Source organism: Bradyrhizobium sp. 63_E2_N1_3 (assembly GCF_052076005.1).
GTDB classification, from domain to species: Bacteria; Pseudomonadota; Alphaproteobacteria; order Rhizobiales; family Xanthobacteraceae; genus Bradyrhizobium; species Bradyrhizobium barranii.
Map to the genome: position 1 here is coordinate 3,789,611 of NZ_CP197235.1, position 17,572 is coordinate 3,807,182.

General features: G+C 64.8%; 16 protein-coding genes and 1 tRNA gene. 14 read left to right on the forward strand and 3 right to left on the reverse strand.

All coding sequences use genetic code 11. The annotated features are described in order from the left end of the window. Positions 1-19 precede the first annotated feature (19 nt). The 9 genes from AB7531_RS17810 to AB7531_RS17850 all read left to right on the forward strand — a co-directional run bounded on the left by AB7531_RS17810 (position 20) and on the right by AB7531_RS17850 (position 13,349). The gene (locus tag AB7531_RS17810) at positions 20-3,511 is read left to right on the forward strand and encodes an indolepyruvate ferredoxin oxidoreductase family protein (RefSeq protein ID WP_063982631.1); all 3,492 of its coding nucleotides are present in this window, start codon (positions 20-22) and stop codon (positions 3,509-3,511) included. A 494-nt stretch (positions 3,512-4,005) separates the two neighbouring features. After that, positions 4,006-5,163, forward strand: coding sequence for a thiolase domain-containing protein (locus AB7531_RS17815; RefSeq protein ID WP_039147548.1), 1,158 nt, complete (start codon positions 4,006-4,008; stop codon positions 5,161-5,163). Further along, positions 5,163-5,552, forward strand: coding sequence for a Zn-ribbon domain-containing OB-fold protein (locus AB7531_RS17820; RefSeq protein ID WP_028154920.1), 390 nt, complete (start codon positions 5,163-5,165; stop codon positions 5,550-5,552). Before AB7531_RS17815 ends, AB7531_RS17820 begins: the two co-directional genes overlap by 1 nt. A gap of 254 nt (positions 5,553-5,806) precedes the next feature. After that, complete coding sequence (locus AB7531_RS17825) at positions 5,807-6,667, forward strand: MaoC family dehydratase (protein WP_063982632.1); 861 nt, start codon at positions 5,807-5,809, stop codon at positions 6,665-6,667. 168 nt (positions 6,668-6,835) lie between these two features. Beyond that, the gene (locus tag AB7531_RS17830) at positions 6,836-7,714 is read left to right on the forward strand and encodes an SDR family oxidoreductase (RefSeq protein ID WP_063982633.1); all 879 of its coding nucleotides are present in this window, start codon (positions 6,836-6,838) and stop codon (positions 7,712-7,714) included. A gap of 74 nt (positions 7,715-7,788) precedes the next feature. Further along, on the forward strand, positions 7,789-8,742 hold the full coding sequence (locus tag AB7531_RS17835; RefSeq protein ID WP_063982634.1) for a dihydrodipicolinate synthase family protein: 954 nt from the start codon (positions 7,789-7,791) through the stop codon (positions 8,740-8,742). A gap of 4 nt (positions 8,743-8,746) precedes the next feature. Next, complete coding sequence (locus AB7531_RS17840) at positions 8,747-9,541, forward strand: NUDIX hydrolase (RefSeq protein WP_063982635.1); 795 nt, start codon at positions 8,747-8,749, stop codon at positions 9,539-9,541. Between the two features lie 81 nt (positions 9,542-9,622). Further along, positions 9,623-10,537, forward strand: coding sequence for a DMT family transporter (locus AB7531_RS17845; RefSeq protein WP_063982636.1), 915 nt, complete (start codon positions 9,623-9,625; stop codon positions 10,535-10,537). Positions 10,538-10,661: 124 nt separating this feature from the next. Further along, positions 10,662-13,349, forward strand: coding sequence for a PAS domain S-box protein (locus AB7531_RS17850; RefSeq protein WP_063982637.1), 2,688 nt, complete (start codon positions 10,662-10,664; stop codon positions 13,347-13,349). A gap of 8 nt (positions 13,350-13,357) precedes the next feature. On the opposite strand, the gene AB7531_RS17855 is transcribed toward AB7531_RS17850, so the two are convergent. Beyond that, complete coding sequence (locus AB7531_RS17855) at positions 13,358-13,711, reverse strand: GrlR family regulatory protein (protein WP_063986297.1); 354 nt, start codon at positions 13,709-13,711, stop codon at positions 13,358-13,360. 260 nt (positions 13,712-13,971) lie between these two features. Here AB7531_RS17855 and AB7531_RS17860 point away from each other — a divergent pair, with 260 nt between their 5' ends. Then, a complete protein-coding gene (locus AB7531_RS17860) occupies positions 13,972-14,466 on the forward strand; it encodes a hypothetical protein (RefSeq protein WP_063982638.1) in 495 nt (164 codons plus the stop codon). A 50-nt stretch (positions 14,467-14,516) separates the two neighbouring features. On the opposite strand, the gene AB7531_RS17865 is transcribed toward AB7531_RS17860, so the two are convergent. Beyond that, the gene (locus AB7531_RS17865) at positions 14,517-14,903 is read right to left on the reverse strand and encodes a VOC family protein (RefSeq protein ID WP_063982639.1); all 387 of its coding nucleotides are present in this window, start codon (positions 14,901-14,903) and stop codon (positions 14,517-14,519) included. Between the two features lie 181 nt (positions 14,904-15,084). Between AB7531_RS17865 and AB7531_RS17870 the strand changes: the two genes are divergently transcribed. The 4 genes from AB7531_RS17870 (at position 15,085) to AB7531_RS17885 (ending at position 17,065) form a co-directional block, all read left to right on the forward strand. After that, positions 15,085-15,657: a hypothetical protein gene (locus tag AB7531_RS17870; RefSeq protein ID WP_063986298.1), complete on the forward strand. Its 573-nt coding sequence runs from the start codon at positions 15,085-15,087 to the stop codon at positions 15,655-15,657. Between the two features lie 162 nt (positions 15,658-15,819). Further along, positions 15,820-16,353, forward strand: a complete 534-nt coding sequence (locus tag AB7531_RS17875; RefSeq protein WP_063982640.1) for a hypothetical protein — start codon at positions 15,820-15,822, stop codon at positions 16,351-16,353. 151 nt (positions 16,354-16,504) lie between these two features. After that, a tRNA-Arg gene (locus tag AB7531_RS17880) sits at positions 16,505-16,581 on the forward strand. A gap of 253 nt (positions 16,582-16,834) precedes the next feature. Further along, positions 16,835-17,065 (forward strand): hypothetical protein, encoded by a 231-nt coding sequence (locus tag AB7531_RS17885; protein ID WP_063982641.1) that lies wholly within the window; start codon positions 16,835-16,837, stop codon positions 17,063-17,065. 51 nt (positions 17,066-17,116) lie between these two features. Here AB7531_RS17885 and AB7531_RS17890 read toward each other — a convergent pair whose 3' ends face one another. Continuing rightward, positions 17,117-17,326, reverse strand: a complete 210-nt coding sequence (locus AB7531_RS17890) for a hypothetical protein (RefSeq protein WP_063982642.1) — start codon at positions 17,324-17,326, stop codon at positions 17,117-17,119. Positions 17,327-17,572: the final 246 nt, after the last annotated feature.

Genomic DNA, 17,572 nt, shown 5'->3' on the forward strand with positions numbered 1-17,572 from the left:
CGGGCGGAAGAGGACAAGAATGGGTATCAACCAGGGTCCGATCAGTCTCGACCAGAAATACACCCAGGAAACCGGACACGTCTTCACCACGGGCATCCAGGCCCTGGTCCGGTTGCCGATGGCCCAGATCCGGCGCGACCGCGCCAACGGCCTCAACACCGCGGGCTTCATCTCCGGCTACCGTGGCTCGCCGCTCGGTGGCTACGACCAGCAGCTCTTTGCGGCGCGAAAACATCTCGAGCAGTACAACATCAAGTTCCAGCCCGGCGTGAACGAGGATCTGGCGGCGACCGCGGTGTGGGGCTCGCAGCAGCTCAACCTCTCGCCCGGCGCCAAATATGATGGCGTCGTCGGCATCTGGTACGGCAAGGGCCCCGGCGTCGATCGCTGCGGCGACGTGTTCCGCCACGGCAATGCCGCCGGCTCGGCCAAGAACGGCGGCGTGCTGTGTCTGGCCGGCGACGACCACGGTGCAAAATCCTCCACCGTTCCGCATCAGTCCGACCACGCCTTCATGTCGGCTTTGATGCCGTATCTCTATCCCTCCAGCATCCACGAAATGATCGAGATGGGCCTGCTCGGCATCGCGATGTCGCGCTATTCGGGCTGCTGGGTCGGCATGAAGGTGATCACGGAGACGGTGGAGACCACCGCCGAGATCGACCTCACCGACGAGATGAAGCCGTTCATCATCCCGCCCGATTTCGAGCTGCCGCCCGGTGGCCTCAATCTGCGCTGGCCTGACGACCGCTTCGAGCAGGACCGCCGCCTCCAGGACTACAAGGGCTTTGCCGCGATCGCCTTTGCGCGCGCCAACAAGGTCAACCGCGTCACCATGGATTCGCCGAACGCCCGTTTCGGCATCATGGCGTCAGGCAAGAGCTATGAGGACGTCCGCCAGGCGCTGCGCGAGCTCGGGATCACCGAGGAGGTCGCCGCCAAGATCGGGCTTCGCCTCTACAAGATCGGCATGCCCTGGCCGCTGGAGCCGGAAGGCGTGCGCCAGTTCGCGGTCGGGCTCGAAGAGATCTTCATCATCGAGGAGCGGCGCGAGATCGTCGAGAACCAGGTCAAGCAGGAGCTGTTCAACTGGCGCGACGACGTCCGCCCGCGCATCGTCGGCAAGATGGACGAGCACGACAAGCGCTTCCTGACCTTCGCCGCCGAGCTCAGCGTTGCCTCGCTTGCGACTTCGCTCACCGAGCGACTGCTTCGACTTAATCTCAACCCCGAGATTGCGGAGATGCTCCGCGTCAAGGCCGACTGGTTCAACGGCCGCCAGGCCACGCAAATGCAGGCGACGGCGCCTGTCTCCCGCACTCCCTATTTCTGCTCGGGTTGTCCCCACAACACATCCACAAAAGTCCCCGAAGGCAGCCGTGCGCTTGCCGGGATCGGCTGTCACTTCATGGCGCTGTGGATGGATCGCTCGACCGAGACATTCACCCATATGGGCGGCGAGGGCGTGCCGTGGGTCGGCATTGCGCCCTTCACCAACGAGAACCACATCTTCGCCAATCTCGGCGACGGGACCTACTTCCACTCCGGCCTTCTCGCCATCCGGCAGGCGGTCGCCTCCAAAACCAACATCACCTACAAGATCCTCTACAACGACGCCGTCGCAATGACGGGTGGCCAGCGCCATGACGGCGATCTCTCGCCGCAGCAGATCACGTTCCAGCTCCACGCCGAAGGCATCCGCGAGATCTACCTGGTCTCGGAGGCGCCCGACACCTATCCTGCCGACACCATCGCGCCCGGCGTGAAGCTGTATCACCGCGACGAACTCGACAACGTCATGAAGATGTGCCGCGAGTACAAGGGCACCTCGGCGATCGTCTTCGTGCAGACCTGCGCGGCCGAAAAGCGGCGCCGCCGCAAGCGCGGCCTGATGGAGGATCCGGCGCGCCGCGTCATGATCAACCCGGCGGTCTGCGAAGGCTGCGGCGATTGCTCGGTGCAGTCGAACTGCATCTCGGTCGAGCCCCTGGAGACCGAGTTCGGCCGCAAGCGCGCCATCAACCAGTCGTCCTGCAATAAGGACTATTCCTGCGTGAAGGGCTTCTGCCCGTCCTTCGTCACCGTCGACGGCGGCAAGCCGCGCCACCGCGCGCCGGCCGATCTCGGTGACATCGGCGAGCTGCCGGAGCCCGCGTCTCGGCCGACGGTGGATAAGCCCTATAATATCGCAGTCGGCGGTGTCGGCGGCACCGGTGTGCTCACGATCGGTGCGCTGCTCGGCATGGCCGCTCATATCGAGGGCAAGGCCTCGATGATCCTCGACATGTCGGGCCTGGCGCAGAAGGGCGGGGCGGTGCTCAGTCACGTCCGTCTGTCGGATCATCCGGCCGAGGTGACCTGCTCGCGCATCGTCACTGGTACGGCGGATCTCGTGCTCGCCGCCGACGAGGTGGTCGCGGTCGCCAAGGACACGATCTCGCTCTGCGACACCAGCCGCACCCGCGGCATCATCAACAGCCACGTCATTCCCACCGCCGACTTCGTCCTCAACCGCGACTTCAACTTCCAGACCCGCAAGCTGAACGGGCTGCTGGAAACGGCCCTGCACAAGGACTCGGTGTTCTTCGATTTCACCAAGCCGGCCGAGCAGCTGCTCGGCGACAGCATCGCCACCAACATGATGATGATGGGCTACGCCTATCAGAAAGGCCTGTTCCCGCTGTCGGCTGAATCGATCGAGCAGGCGATCGAGGTCAACGGCGTCGCGATCAAGATGAACAAGGAGGCCTTCCGCCTCGGCCGCCTCGCGGTCGCCGATCCCCAGCGTCTCGCCGACATGCTGAAGGGGACGGACGAGGTTGTCGCGCCGAAGACGCTCGACGCAATGACGCTGGATGAGGTCGTTGCGCATCGCGCCAAGCACCTGACCGCCTACCAGAGCGGCCGCCTCGCAAAACGCTATCGCAAGCTGGTCGACCAGGTTCGCGATACCGCCAAGCAGGGCGGTTATGACGATGCGCTGCCGCGCGCGGTCGCGGTGAACTACGCCAAGCTCCTGGCCTACAAGGACGAATACGAGGTTGCGCGCCTCTACACCGACGGTGCTTTCGAGCAGCAGCTCCGCGACCAGTTCGAGGGCGACTTCAAGTTCAACTTCAATCTGGCCCCGCCGATCCTCAGCCGCGGCGTCGACGCGCTGGGTCGCCCGAAGAAGCGCGCCTTCGGCCCGTGGATGCTGAAGGCATTCAGGGTGCTCGCGAAATTCAAGTTCCTGCGCGGCACCTCGCTCGACATTTTCGGCCGCAGCGCAGACCGCAAGCTCGAGCGCGATCTGATCGTGGGCTACGAGAAGGACGTCGCCACCGTGCTCGGCCTGTTGTCGCCGGTCACGGTCGACACGGCAGTGGAATTGCTCTCGCTGCCCGACCGCATCCGCGGCTACGGCCCGGTGAAGGAGAAGGCCGTCGCGGACGCGAAAGCCCGCTACGCCCAGCTCGCCGCCGACCTCGCAAGCCCGCCGCCCGCGCCGAGGCAGATCGCGGCGGAGTAGGGCGGTTGCATCGTCCGGTAGGGTGGGCAAAGGCGCAAAGCGCCGTGCCCATCATCTCACCACGATTGAGCCGCAAGAGGTGGGCACGCTTCCGCCTTCGCTCTTCGAGCTACGGCGGACAAGTCGCTTTGCCCACCCTACGATTTCGTCTTTGAAATCAACCACCGTCCTACTGTGCATGGGGTTGTTTTCGCAAAAAAGAAAATCGCTTGTGCCGTCGGGCAAAACACCTTTAGGACTCTGGCCGTCATTGCGAGCGCAGCGAAGCAATCCAGAAATGCCTCCGCGGATAGACTCTGGATTGCTTCGCTGCGCTCGCAATGACGACGCGGTGGCAGAGTGGCCTTCCCGCCGCACTTCGAGATTGCGGTAGCCGGGAGTTGCGCCAACGCGCTGCCCTCTCGCCCGACGGAATATTTCCGCGCTTGCCAAGCTGGCCCCCGCGGTTCAGAAAAACGGAGCAAGAAGAAACGCGAGCGCGGAGACCTGACGTTTTGACCATCAAGGGCAAGGCCTACATTGCCGGGATCTACGAACACCCGACCCGGCATGCGCCGGACAAATCCACCGCCCAGCTCCATGCCGAGGTCGCCAAGGGCGCGATCGAGGATGCCGGGATCAGCAAGGACGACGTCGACGGCTATTTCTGCGCGGGCGACGCCCCCGGCGGCGCATGGCCGATGGTCGATTATCTCGGCCTGAACACCAAAAAACTCCGCCACGTCGATTCCACCGAGACCGGCGGCTGTTCCTACATCATTCATCTCGGCCATGCCGCTGAAGCCATCGCGGCCGGCAAGTGCTCGATCGCGCTGATCACGCTCGCCGGCAAGCCGCGCACTGGCGTGATGCCGCCGCGCGCGGCCGGCGCGGAGGCCGATTTCGAGTCCGCTTACGGTGCGACCACGCACAATGCCTATGGCATGTGTGCCATGCGCCACATGCACGACTATGGCACCACCAGCGAGCAGCTCGCCTGGATCAAGGTCGCTGCCTCGCATCACGCGCAGTACAATCCGCATGCGATGCTCAAGGATGTCGTCACCGTCGAGGACGTCCTGAACTCGCCGATGATTTCCGATCCGCTGCATCGCATGGATTGCTGCGTCGTCTCCGACGGCGGCGGCGCGCTGATCGTCACGACGCCGGAGATTGCGAAGAGCCTGAAGAAGCCGCTGGTCAAGCTGATCGGCCATGGCGAGGCGATGAAGGGCCCGCGCGGCGGCAAGGATCTCGATCTCACTTACTCCGCCGGCATCTGGTCCGGCCCGCGCGCGTTCGAGGAAGCCGGCATCACGCCGAAGGACATCAAGTACGCCTCGATCTACGACAGCTTCACCATCACGGTGCTGATGCAACTCGAGGACCTCGGCTTCTGCAAGAAGGGCGAGGGCGGCAAGTTCGTCGCCGACGGCAATCTGATCTCGGGCGTCGGCAAGCTGCCGTTCAACACTGACGGTGGCGGGCTCTGCAGCAACCATCCCGTCAATCGCGGCGGCATGACCAAGATCATCGAGGCCGTCAGGCAGCTGCGCGGCGAGGCGCATCCGAAGGTGCAGGTCAAGAATTGCGATCTCGCCATCGCCCACGGCACCGGCGGCCTTTTGGGCGTTCGCCACGCCGCCTCGACGGCCATTCTGGAGCGCGTGTGATGAGCGAAGCGAAAAAGTATCCGGCACCGGTCACGAACCCCGAGACCGCCGCATTCTGGGACGCCGCGAAGCAGGGCAAGTTCATGATCAAGCGCTGCACCGCCTGCGGTGAAGCGCATTACTTCCCGCGCTCGATCTGCCCGTTCTGCTACTCCGACAAGACGGTGTGGGAGGAGGCTTCGGGCGAGGGCACGATCTACACGTGGAGCCTGATGCGGAAGTCGCCGACCGGTCCCTACGCCATCGGCTACGTCACGCTGAAGGAAGGTCCGTCGGTGCAGACCAACTTCGTCGACTGCGATCTCGAGAAGCTCAAGATCGGCCAGAAGGTGAAGGTGGTGTTCAAGCCGACCGACGGCGCACCGCTGCCGTTCTTCACGCCGGCGTAATTTCTTCCTTCCCCCCTTGTGGGGGAAGGTGGCATAGGCCGCCTCCGGCGGCCGTCCTTAAGAGAAGCCGAAGCGAAGCTTCGGCTACGGCGCCGGATGAGGGGTATCGCTCCGCGGAGAAAATTTTCCGTGCGGAGGAAACCCCTCACCCCAGTGAGTTTGTTGCGAGCACCTCGTGGCCCTCTCCCACAAGGGGAGAGGGCACATCAACGGGCACCGCTTCTCGCGGAGAGAGCCGGGAGGAAACCAGAAAAATGTCCGCCAGATACGAAGAACTCAAAGGCCTCAAAAATCTCGGCCAGAAATATTCCTACTCCGATCGCGAAGTCATGCTCTACGCCTATGGCATCGGCCTCGGCGCCGATCCGATGGACGAGAAGGAGCTCGCCTTCGTCAACGAGGGCACGCTGACACCGCGGCCGCTGAAGGTGGTGCCGACCTTTGCGTCCGTCGCGGCCTGGGGTTCGGGGCCCGGCGAGATGAACCTCAACCGCGTCATGGTGGTCGACGGCGAGCGCGACATCACCTTCCACCAGCCGCTGCCGGTGGCCGCGAATATCACGGCCGATTCCTCCGTGGTCGAAGTCTACGACAAGGGCAAGGACAAGGGCGTCGTCATCAGCCACCAGACCGTGCTGAAGAACGAGAAGGGCGAGAAGCTCGCAACGCTGGTCGCCTCGCGCTTCGCCCGCGGCGACGGCGGCTTTGGCGGGCCGAACCTGACCCAGCCCGATCCGCACAAGATACCCACGCGGAGCCCCGACAGGACCATCGATATCGTCACGCGCCCCGACCAGGCGCTGGTCTATCGCCTCTGCGGCGATCGCAACCCGCTGCACAGCGATCCCGAGTTCGCCAAGAAGGCCGGCTTCCCGCGCCCGATCCTGCACGGCATGTGCACCTACGGCATCACCTGCCGCGGCGTACTGCAGACTTATGCCGAGTACGACGCGTCGGCCTTCCGTCAGCACGTCGCGCGGTTCTCCTCGCCGGTTTATCCCGGCGAGACCGTGACCATGGACCTCTGGAAGGACGGCGACGTGATCTCGTTCGAGGCCAAGGTGAAGTCGCGCGGCGTCACGGTGATCAAGAACGGCAAGACGGTGCTGGGTTAGGACGGTCTCGTGCCCCGGACGCAGCGCAGCGCTTCTTCAGCGGTGCGCTGCAGAGCCGGGGCCCAGAGCGTGCCTAAGAGAGAATGCCTCCCGGCTCTGCGACGCAGCGTTGCACGCTGCATCGCGTCCGGGACACAAGAGAACAATAATTAGCAGGGAGAGGCCACCATGGGACTACTCGACGGCAAGGTTGCGCTGATCACCGGCGCGGGCGGGGGGCTTGGTGAGGCCTACGCAAAACTGTTCGCGCGGGAAGGGGCCTCGGTCGTCGTCAACGATCTCGGCGGGCCCCGTGACGGCTCCGGCGCCGACAAGTCGATGGCGCAGCTCGTGGCGGACGCGATCAAGGCCGAGGGCGGCAAGGCGGTCGCCAACGGCGCCGACATCTCCACCATGGAGGGCGGCCAGTCGGTGTTCGACGACGCCATCAAGCATTTCGGCCGCGCCGATATCCTCGTCAACAATGCCGGCATTTTGCGCGACCAGACCTTTTCCAAGGCGTCCGAGTCCGACTGGGACAAGGTGATCAAGGTGCACCTGAAAGGCACCTTTTGTTGCACCATGCCGGTGTTTCGCTGGATGCGGGAAAACGGCGGCGGCGTCATCGTCAACACCTCCTCGACCTCGGGCCTGATCGGTAATTTCGGCCAGACCAATTACGGCGCGGCCAAGGGCGGCATCTGGGGCCTGTCCAACGTGCTGGCGATCGAGGGCCGGAAGTACAACATCCGGATCTGGACACTGGCCCCGGGCGCGCTGACCCGCATGACCGCAGACCTGCCCCGCTATAAGGAGAACCCCGGCGCGGCGCTGGGGCCGGACGGCATCGCGCCGGCCGTGCTATACATGGTCAGCGACTTGTCGGGCGACCAGACCGGCAAGGTGCTGGGCGTGTCCGGGCCCCGCGGCGTGCGCGAAATGCGGATGATGGAAATGGACGGCTGGAAACCGCCGCACTCGGGCTGGAAGGCCCAGGATATCGCCGATCACGCCAAGGAGATCTTCTTCTCCGAGGAGCAGATCAAGATGGGGGCGCGACGGTTTTAGCCAAAACTGTCATTCCGGGACGCGACGACGTCGCGATCCCGGAAAGACGATAGCCGATAGGATTGAGAGACCCAATGAAACTGACCGCCGACGCCAAGGGCACCTTCGCAATCGCGCCGACACCGTTCCACGATGACGGCCGGATCGACGAGCGCTCGATCGACCGCCTGACCGATTTCTACGAGGAGGTCGGCTGCGACGGCGTCACGGTGCTGGGCATCCTCGGCGAGGCGCCGAAGCTCGATGCCGCGGAGGCCGAGCAGGTGGCGGTGCGCTTCGTCAAGCGCGCCAAGAAGATGCAGGTGATCGTCGGCGTCTCCGCGCCGGGCTTTGCCACCATGCGCTCGCTGGCGAAGGCCTCGATGGATGCCGGCGCGGCCGGCGTGATGATCGCGCCGCCGCCGTCGCTCCGTACCGACGACCAGATCGTCGGCTACTATAAGCAGGCGGCCGAGGCGATCGGGCCCGATGTGCCCTGGGTGCTGCAGGATTATCCGCTGACGCTCTCGGTGATCTTCACCCCTGCGGTGATCCGCAAGATCGTCACCGACAATCCGAATTGCGTGATGCTCAAGCACGAGGACTGGCCGGGTTTGGAAAAGATCTCGACGCTGCGCAGCTTCCAGAAGGACGGCTCGCTCCGTCCGCTCTCGATCCTCTGCGGCAATGGCGGACTCTTTTTGGACTTCGAGATGGAGCGCGGCGCCGACGGCGCCATGACCGGCTACGCTTTCCCGGAGCTCCTGATCGACGTCGTGCGCCTCTCGAAGGAGGGCAAGCGTGACGCTGCGCATGATCTGTTCGACGCGCATCTGCCGCTGATCCGCTACGAGCAGCAGCCAGGTGCAGGTCTGGCGGTGCGCAAGCACGTGCTGCAGAAGCGCGGCATCATCTCTTCCAGCGCCCAGCGCAAGCCGGGCGCGACCATCACGCCGGCGGCGAAGGCGGAGGTCGATTACCTCCTGTCGCGCGTCGCCCGCGTCGACAAGCGCGCCAATCTTGGCCCGCAATCCAGCGCCGCAGGTTAGTTGAATGCCCGAGACATCAGCATCACGCCCGGCTTCGACCATCCTTCTGCTCCGTGACGGCGCAAAGGAAATCGAAGTCTTCATGATGGTCCGCCATCATCAGATCGAGTTCAACTCGGGCGCGCTGGTGTTTCCCGGCGGCAGTGTCGATGCCGGCGACAACGAGATCGTCGCCCGTGCTGACCTCTATTCGGGCGGCGAGGGCCTGAGTGAATCGGATCGCGGTTTTCGGATCGCCGCGATCCGCGAGACCTTTGAGGAGAGCGGCATCCTGCTGGCGCGGGCGAAGGGCGCGGGCACGCCGATCGATGCCAAGCGCGCCGGCGAGATCGCCGACAAGCATCGCGTCGCCCTCAACGAGCACAAGATCAGCTTCCTGAGCATCTTGGCCGACAACGGCCTCCAGCTCGCGCTTGATACGCTCGTGCCCTACGCGCATTGGATCACGCCGGAGGGCATGCCGAAGCGGTTCGACACCTGGTTCTTCCTCGCGGCCGCACCGCCCGATCAGCTCGGCGCCCATGACGGCCGGGAGTCCACCGACTCGATCTGGGTGTCGCCGCGAGAGGCGGTGGAGGGCGGCGAGAGCGGCCGCTTCAAGCTGCCGTTCCCGACCACGCGCAACCTGATCCGCCTCGCCAAGCAGGGCAGCGTGGGCGCCGCGCTGGAGCACGCCCGCGGCATGTCGGTCGTCACGGTGATGCCGGTCATGACCAAGACCGAAACCGGCCGCCAGCTCCGCATTCCCCGCGAGGCCGGCTATGACGGCGAGGTCTTCGAGGTCGGGGCGGTCGGCTAGGATACTTCGATACCAAACGAAGTATTGGCGGCCACGGACGCGCTAGGGTTCCGCCCATCGCGAATGGTCGGGACGTGCAAAATGGATAAGGGACGGGACCCTAACATCGCCGTCGAGCTGGCGCTGCTGGTCGCGCTCGCAACGCTCTGGGGCGGCTCCTACACCTTCATCAAGCTCGGCGTCGCCACCATTCCGCCGATCACGCTGATCGCGGCGCGCACCACGATCGCCGGTCTGCTGCTGCTCGTCGTCATGTGGGCACGCGGCATCAGGATGCCCATGGATGCCGCGACCTGGCAGCGCTTCGCGTTCCAGGCCGTGCTCAACAGCGTCATCCCCTGGACGCTGATCGCCTGGGGCGAGCGTCATGTCGACGCGTCGCTCGCGACCATCCTCAACTCGGCCGGACCGATCTTCACCTTCCTGCTCACGGCCGTCGTCACGCGCCACGAGGTGACGACGCCGCGGAAACTGTTCGGCGTGGTCGCCGGCATGGCGGGCATCCTGCTGATCGTCGGCGTCGACGCTTTCCACGACGTCGGCAGTGGCCTCGTCGCGGAGGCCGCTATCGTCGCCGCCACCATCTGCTACGCCTGCGCCGCAATCTTCGGCCGCAGCTTTAAAGGTCTCGATCCGATGGCACCGGCCGCGGGCTCGCTGCTGGCGGGCGCGGCGGCGCTGATCCCGGCCTCGCTGATCGTCGAACAGCCCTGGACGCTGTCGCCCTCGCTGAGTTCCGTGCTGGCGCTGCTCGCGCTGGCGACCTTCTCGACTGCGGCGGCGTTCGCGATCTACTTCCGCCTGATCCAGACGCTGGGTTCGGTCGGCACCACCGCGCAGGCCTATCTGCGCGTACCCATCGGGGTCGCAATCAGCGTCGCCTTCCTCGGCGAAACCCTGAGCCGGACCGCCTGGATCGGGCTTGCCTGCGTCGTCCTCGGCGTCGCCGCCATGACGATCCCGGCCCGGCGGCCGGTCAGCGTCAAAACGTCATAATCAGGTGGGGAGAAGGGCGGCGGACTCGCGATATTAAGGATATTCGGCAGCGCGAGGCATGTTCCCCCGGGGCCGCAAACCATCGTATATTGGGCCTCCAATAGCCCGGTCCTCAAAAGCCCCAATGTCCGCCGAATTGACGCCGACCCCTGAGAAAAAGCGAACATTCTCGCTCTCCATCGGCCAGCTCACCTTCGGCAGCTTCCTCCTGGTGCTGGCGGTGATCATCGTCACCTCGACCGCGAGCGTGATCGCGATCCGGCACATCGATACGACCTTCGCCGAGTTGCAGCGGCTCCAGAGCGTCGGCGACCTCGCCGAGGACATCGACCGCCGCATGAACGAGCTGCGGCTCGCCGCGCGCGACTTCGTCACCGATCCCGGCGCCGGCACCCAGTTCAAGCAGGTCGGCGAGGCGGCCTCGACACTGAACGACATCCTGAGGAAGACCCGCATCGAGCTCGCGCCCGAGCAGCAGGACATGATCGACGGGGTCACCGAGCGCCTTGCGACCTACCGCAATGGCCTCGAGCGGATCTCGACCCTGATCGACCGCCGCGCCCAGCTGCTCGCCGGGCTGCCGCCGCTGCGCGACCGGTTCGACGTGGCCGTCGGAGCCGCGGCGGACCGCGAGCTCGCCTCCCGCCTGTCGGAAGCGCAGAGCCGGATCGCGCTCGGGCTGCTCGCGCGCAACCCGTCCGCAGCCGAGCAGGCCGCGCAGGGGATGCGGGCGATGGACATCGCGGACGCCAGGCTGAAGACGGCCGTGAACGACTATGCCGAGGCCATCATCGCGGTGGCGGTCCGGGAGCGGCAGATCGCCGATATCGACCGCGAGGTGCTGGGCACCGAGGGCCGCCTGATCGGCCGCGTCACGGAGCTCCTGCGCGAGGTCAGCGCCAGGCGCGGCCACGTGCTGTCGCGCGATTTCGCCCGCACGCTGACGGAGGCGCGGTGGCAGAGCATCGCGTTCGGCACCATCGGCGTCTTGATCGGCATTCTCGCGGCCGGCTTCGTGGTGCGGCGGACCGTCCGGCCGCTTGCGAAGATAGCGAGATCCATCCGCGCGCTCGCAGCGGGCGAGAAGGACACCTCGATCCCGTCGGCCGACCTCGACAACGAGATCGGCGACATCGCGCGCGCGGCCGAAGTGTTCCGCCGCGCGCTGGAGGAGGCCGACACGGCGCGCGAGGCGGCGGTGCGGGCGCTCACCGAGCAGCGCCTTGCCGAAGAGAGCTACCGCAAACTGTTCGAGGGCTCGGTCGACGGCATCTATGTCACGACGCCGGCCGGCGATCTCCTCAACGCCAATCCGGCGCTGGCGCGGATGATGGGCTATGACAGCCCGCAGCAGCTCATCGACAGCATCAACGATATCGCCCACACCATCTACGTCCACCCCGAGGCGCGCGACGAATACCAGCGGCTGATGGCGCGCGACGGCATTGTGCGCGAGTTCGAGTACCAAGTGCGCCAGCGCAGCGGCAACATCCTGTGGCTTTCCGACAGCGCCACGGGCGTGCGGGACGAGGCGGGCAATATCGTCCGCTACGAGGGCACGCTGCGCGACATCACCGACCAGAAGCGGGCGGAAGACGCCATCGCCGAAGGACGGCGCCTGCTCCAGCAGGTCATCGACACCGTGCCCGCGGTCATCAACGTCAAGGACCGCGAGCTGCGCTACGTGCTGATGAACCGCTACATGGCCGGCATCTTCGGCATCGAGCCCGCCGATGCGCTCGGCCGCACCACCGCGGATCTGATGTCGCGCTACGGCGCAGCCAAGACCGACGAGAACGACAAGCGGGTGCTCAGGCTTCGAAAAGGTCTCGGCTTCTACGAAGAGGAGTACAAGGACGCCTCCGGCAACATGCGGCAATGGCTGGTCAACAAGCTGCCGCTGCTCGATGCCGACGGCGAGATCGAGCGGATCGTCACCGTGGCGCTCGACATCGGCGAGCGCAAGCGCGGCGAGCAGGAGATGCGCAAAGCCAAGGAATCCGCCGAGACCGCGTTGCGAAACCTGCGCGAGACCCAGGCCTCGCTGATCGAGGCGGAGAAGCTCGCCGCGCTCGGACGGCTCGTCGCCGGCGTCGCCCACGAGGTCAACAATCCCGTCGGTATCAGCCTCACGGTCGCATCCGCGCTGGAGCGCAAGACCGCGATGTTCACCTCCGAAGTCGAGCGCGGCGAGCTCCGTCGCTCCACTCTCAACGACTTCCTCAACACCAGCCGCGATGCGTCCTCGCAGCTCGTCTCCAATCTGAACCGCGCGGCCGAGCTGATCCAGTCGTTCAAGCAGGTCGCGGCCGACCGCAACTACTCGGACCAGCGCAGCTTCGATCTCGGCGACCTCACCGAGCAGGTGGTGATGAGCCTGCGGCCGGGCTTGCGCAAACACAATCTGACGCTCAACGTCGAGTGCCAGCCGAGCCTGACCATGAACAGCTATCCCGGCCCTTATGGCCAGGTGCTGACCAATCTGTTTCTCAATTCGGTGGCGCACGCCTTCCCGGACGGCCGGCCGGGGATCATCGACATCCAGGTGCGCGAGTCCGGCAAGGACAATGTCGAGATCATCTTCTCGGACAATGGCTGCGGCATGTCGCTCGACGTGCGCCGCCGCGCCTTCGATCCGTTCTTCACGACGCGGCGCGACCAGGGCGGCACCGGCCTCGGACTGCACATCGTCTACAGCATCGTGACGAACCGCCTCGGCGGGCGGCTCGATCTCGATTCCGAGCCGGGCGAGGGGACGCGCATCCAGATCATCCTGCCGCGCACCGCGCCGCTCGAGCAGGCTGCGGAATAGTCTCGCGCCTAATCAGCTTCCGCGAGCTTGTGCAGCGTGGCGCCGAAAATCAGGCTGGCCTTGCCGACGAGCGCTGTGCCCGTCATCTCCGCGCGGGTGTCCGTGTAGGTCCCGCTGACGCCGATGCCGACCGGGGCAGGGCCGCCGAACAGCGGATTGTCATCGCCTCGCGGCGAGGTGTGCCGTTGCACCAGCACTTCGCCTTTGAAGGTGTGGTCGTCCTTCACGACGTAGCTGCCGGTGTAATAGAGGTACGCATCGCCGCCAAGAATCTTGCCGTCGCGAAAAAGAATCACGCCGCTGCCCTTGCCGACTCGACCATCGAGCAGGTTCACGTGAATCGAGTAGAGGCCGTTCTTCATCACGTCCCACAGGCCGGCCGCCATCGCCCAACGGCGTAACCGGTAGAGCTTTTATGCCAAAGCGCGTTCCCGCGCGCAACGCGGCAGTTTGCCGGGCGGCGGTGCGATCTTGCCGCCGCCAGCCGCAGTTGTCCCGGCTTGTCTATGACACCACCATGACGGTCTGATCATGACGCGAGGCCAGTCGTTGCGAATCAAGTTGGCCCGCGAAATGCATAACCATTGTTGCACTGGCCGCGGGGTGCTGGAGCAAGACAAACGTGAGCAACTGGATCGATTCCGGCGGCGATGAGCCGCGTCTGTACAGTGTGCGTTCCACGATTTGCGAAACACAACGGCCGACTGGCGGCGCGCCACGCTGGCGAAGCATGGTGAGCCTCACTTGCGCCTTGGCCTTGATCGCGCTCGCAGCCCCCTCGGGGCATGCGCGCGACCGCGGCCAGTTTGTCAACACCAATGCCGAATTGAAGGCGTGGTTCGACGGCCTGCGCAGCGGCAAGGGGCCTTGCTGTTCCGATGCCGACGGCTCGGCGCTCTCGGACTCTGACTGGGAGAGCAAGGACGGACACTATCGTGTCCGCATCCCGCGCCTGGGCCACGTGCTCGACGGCCAGCAGCAGGAGCTCGTCTGGGTTGACGTGCCCGAGGAGGCCGTCATCTCGGAGCCGAACCGGGTCGGCCGCACCATGGTGTGGCCGATCTACGGCTACATGGGCGTCGCCATCCGCTGCTTTATGCCTGGCAGCATGAGTTAGCCGGGCGACAGCACGCCCGGCCTCTCGTCGACCTCAGATGCGGCGCCGCGTTAGGTGTATTTCTTGTCGCGCTCGAGCAGCTCGATGGAGATGCCTTCCGGGCCGCGGATGAAGCAGATGCGCACGCCGGGCCGGATCGTGGTCGGCTCGCGCGTGAAGGTGACGCCCTTGGCCTTGATCTCGGCTGCGACGGCGTCGATGTCCTTCACGGTGAGACCGAGATGGTCGAGCCCCTGATGCGGGTGCGGCGGCGGCGGGTTGACGGCGTTGTCGCCCTCGAGTGATGCGATGAAGATCTTTGCGCCGCCGAGATTCACGTCGATCCGTCCCGGCGCGCGCACGACCTCGCCGCCGAGGATGTCCCGCAGCCAGGCCGCTGTGGCCTCCGGATCGGGACTGCGCAGATGGACGTGATCCCAAGTGACGACGACTGGCATTTCATGTTCTCCCAACGGGGTCTTCGATGTTGCAGCGCATGTTAGCGGCCCCGGCTGGTGATCGCCACCGTCCTAGCCGACTCGGCATGAGCGCGGGAACCTTAGTTCGTCTCCCGGATTAAGGTAAGCAGTGGCCGAGTCCGTCGTCGAACGAGCCCAGGCCGCGGTCGGTGATACAGCCATGAACGCCAGGTTTGATCGGATCGGGTGGGGACGTTTCGCCGGGAGCGGCGAGCGCCTGGCGCGAGCCGTGACGATCGCGAGCGTCTCGTTCGCGAGAAGCCTGCTCTGGCTACTGGCGGCGATCATCGTCGGCTGCGGGGTGTGGATGCTGCTGCCGCTCTCCAGGGGCAACAGCACCGAGCCGGTGAAGTCTGACGTGGCAACGGTCGAACCGGCACCTCCGGGCAGTACGGCGGCGGCGGTCTCGCCGATTGTCGAAGCTCAGGCTCCAGCTGCGGCAGAACTCGATCGCCTCAAAATCTCATCGCAAACCTGGCGCCGTGGCGGGCTCGGCTCGAAGGCGCTGGTGACGTTCACGCTGCGAAACGACAATGACTATGCCGTTAAGGATCTGGAGATCGTCTGCGCGTTCACGCGGCGCGATGGCAGTCATCTCACCGACCGCAGCCGCGTGCTTGCCGACACGGTAACGATGAAGAGCCGCAAGACCTTTGCGCGTATCCCTGTCGGCTTCATCAACGTTAACGCCGATCAGGCGAAGTGTTCGCTGGTCGCAGCACGGCGTGCGTAACGCCCGGCAGTTCCCGGTAGCGGAAAAGTTACTGTCCGCAGGCCTTGGCCGAAAAACTTGGCGTTGCCATTTGAACCAAGGGCCGGGTGCAGGAACCAATTAGAGTATCGCCGGTTTAAGGCGAAGAGCCCACGCGGGGATGCGGGGGGCGGAGCGTGGCCGATGCCCATTTTCAGGTACTTCGTTTTCGTCGGTGGAGCGTTGCTCGCACTGTTGTTCGTGGCGGATTACGTTCTGCCGTCGCAACCGGATGCACGGGCCATTGTCAGCGCAAGCAACGATCAGCCCCTGATCCGGATCCGGTCGGATCGCCATTTGCCTGAGCGTGTCGTGCTCGACACCAGCCAGCCGACGATTGCCGCACCCGCAGTGAAGACCGCCGCGGTCGTTGTGCCTCTGCCGCCGGTGCAGGAGGCTGCTTCGCCAGAGCTGGCCGAGATGTCGGCCAAGGCGCGGGTGCGCGAGACTTTCGCCCAGTTTACGCCGGCCCCGAAGGCCAGTGCCGCTGCGGCCAGGAAGACCGAGGCCAAGCCGCAAGTTCAGGCGCAGTCTCAGATTCCTCAGGGGCAGACTCCTCAGATCCAGGCTCAGCCCAAGCGCAAGGTCGCCAGGGCGCACCCGGCGCCGTATCAGGGCCGGTCGATGATGCTGGTCGCGCAGCAGCCCCATTTCGGTCTCTTCAACACGACCTGGTAAGGGCGCCTCCGACCGTCTCGAAACGAGACGGTGAGGGCTTTTTATTGGTCAATCTCTCTGCTAATTCGAACCCATCCGAACGCCGTCCGGTGCGCTGGCTTGCCAGCCGCGGTCAGGCGCTTCTCGGTTGCGGCCCAATACCCGGGCCGGGGCGCTCGTAGCTCAGCTGGATAGAGCATCGGATTTCGATTCCGAGGGTCGGAGGTTCGAATCCTTCCGAGCGCGCCAGTAAAATCAATGACTTAGGTTGAAAGAGCGGCTTTCGGCCGTGTTGCGGGCTGTAACTGCAAAAACCCTTTGATTTCAATGCTTCCCGTTCTGTGCCGCGCAGTCCCCGCAACACGAGCGCAACATGGCGATTCTCGCTTCGTTCGCAGGGGGCGGTGTGGATAACCTGCACAACGTTCGAGGCTTGTCGCATCGAACTGCGCACGTGGCAGGATGAGCGCTCCCATTGATTCGAGCGCACCGAGGAACACGCATGAGCCGTTACGTCGCAATCTTCGAAACCAACGGCAAGAACAGCACGTTCGTGGTGGATGGCAAGGTGGCCGTGGAAGAGCTTTTCAAGCTCATAAATGAACGGCAGTTCGTTAGCGGCATAGAGGCGATTTCCCTCCATGTAGACCAGTCGCAGGAGGAGCCCTTCATTGAGCGCGTTTCGAGGCTTTCCCAGGCAGGAGATATCCAAGAGGGCAGCCAGTCAGCGTGAACCGGCGGGCCTTTCAACTGCGGTGTGAGCGCGGGACCGAAGCCTCGCGCCTCAGCCCCCCTTGCGCAGTCCCTGCTCAATCACTTTCAAACGTTTTCGGAGAGCGCGATCTAGGGCGCTGGCTTCTCTTGGCGCAATTCTACCGGTGATAATATCGGACAGCATCCTGCCCTGAAACGTCGCGATCTGGTCTAACGTCATCTGCTCGATTTGAGCAATCCGCGCCTCAACATCGGAATTTGCTTCCGCCCTGTTGCGCATGTGCTTGCTCCCCTGATGAGTCGCGATTTTGATTTTGGATCCCGGCGGCGCCGAAGCAAATGCTCGCAGCGCCGGAATTGTGGATAAGCTACCGCTTCAACCGGTGGGGTGCGCCGCCGGCCGCGGCCGTGTCTTTTCCTGTGCGGTTCGCCTTTCCACACCCACGATAGGCAGTAGCTCGCGCGCGTTCCGAAATACTAGGAATCGATAATTTGACTCCGCCTTGCGCCGCATTTCGATGGCGAG

Bases quoted from the DNA above. Each gene is read 5' to 3' on its own strand.
- AB7531_RS17810 (WP_063982631.1), top strand. From the start codon at position 20: ATGGGTATCAACCAGGGTCCGATCAGTCTCGACCAGAAATACACCCAG.
- AB7531_RS17820 (WP_028154920.1), top strand. From the start codon at position 5,163: ATGAGCGAAGCGAAAAAGTATCCGGCACCGGTCACGAACCCCGAGACC.
- AB7531_RS17825 (WP_063982632.1), top strand. From the start codon at position 5,807: ATGTCCGCCAGATACGAAGAACTCAAAGGCCTCAAAAATCTCGGCCAG.
- AB7531_RS17830 (WP_063982633.1), top strand. From the start codon at position 6,836: ATGGGACTACTCGACGGCAAGGTTGCGCTGATCACCGGCGCGGGCGGG.
- AB7531_RS17835 (WP_063982634.1), top strand. From the start codon at position 7,789: ATGAAACTGACCGCCGACGCCAAGGGCACCTTCGCAATCGCGCCGACA.
- AB7531_RS17840 (WP_063982635.1), top strand. From the start codon at position 8,747: ATGCCCGAGACATCAGCATCACGCCCGGCTTCGACCATCCTTCTGCTC.
- AB7531_RS17845 (WP_063982636.1), top strand. From the start codon at position 9,623: ATGGATAAGGGACGGGACCCTAACATCGCCGTCGAGCTGGCGCTGCTG.
- AB7531_RS17850 (WP_063982637.1), top strand. From the start codon at position 10,662: ATGTCCGCCGAATTGACGCCGACCCCTGAGAAAAAGCGAACATTCTCG.
- AB7531_RS17855 (WP_063986297.1), bottom strand. From the start codon at position 13,711: ATGAAGAACGGCCTCTACTCGATTCACGTGAACCTGCTCGATGGTCGA.
- AB7531_RS17865 (WP_063982639.1), bottom strand. From the start codon at position 14,903: ATGCCAGTCGTCGTCACTTGGGATCACGTCCATCTGCGCAGTCCCGAT.
- AB7531_RS17870 (WP_063986298.1), top strand. From the start codon at position 15,085: ATGAACGCCAGGTTTGATCGGATCGGGTGGGGACGTTTCGCCGGGAGC.
- AB7531_RS17875 (WP_063982640.1), top strand. From the start codon at position 15,820: ATGCCCATTTTCAGGTACTTCGTTTTCGTCGGTGGAGCGTTGCTCGCA.
- AB7531_RS17885 (WP_063982641.1), top strand. From the start codon at position 16,835: ATGAGCCGTTACGTCGCAATCTTCGAAACCAACGGCAAGAACAGCACG.
- AB7531_RS17890 (WP_063982642.1), bottom strand. From the start codon at position 17,326: ATGCGCAACAGGGCGGAAGCAAATTCCGATGTTGAGGCGCGGATTGCT.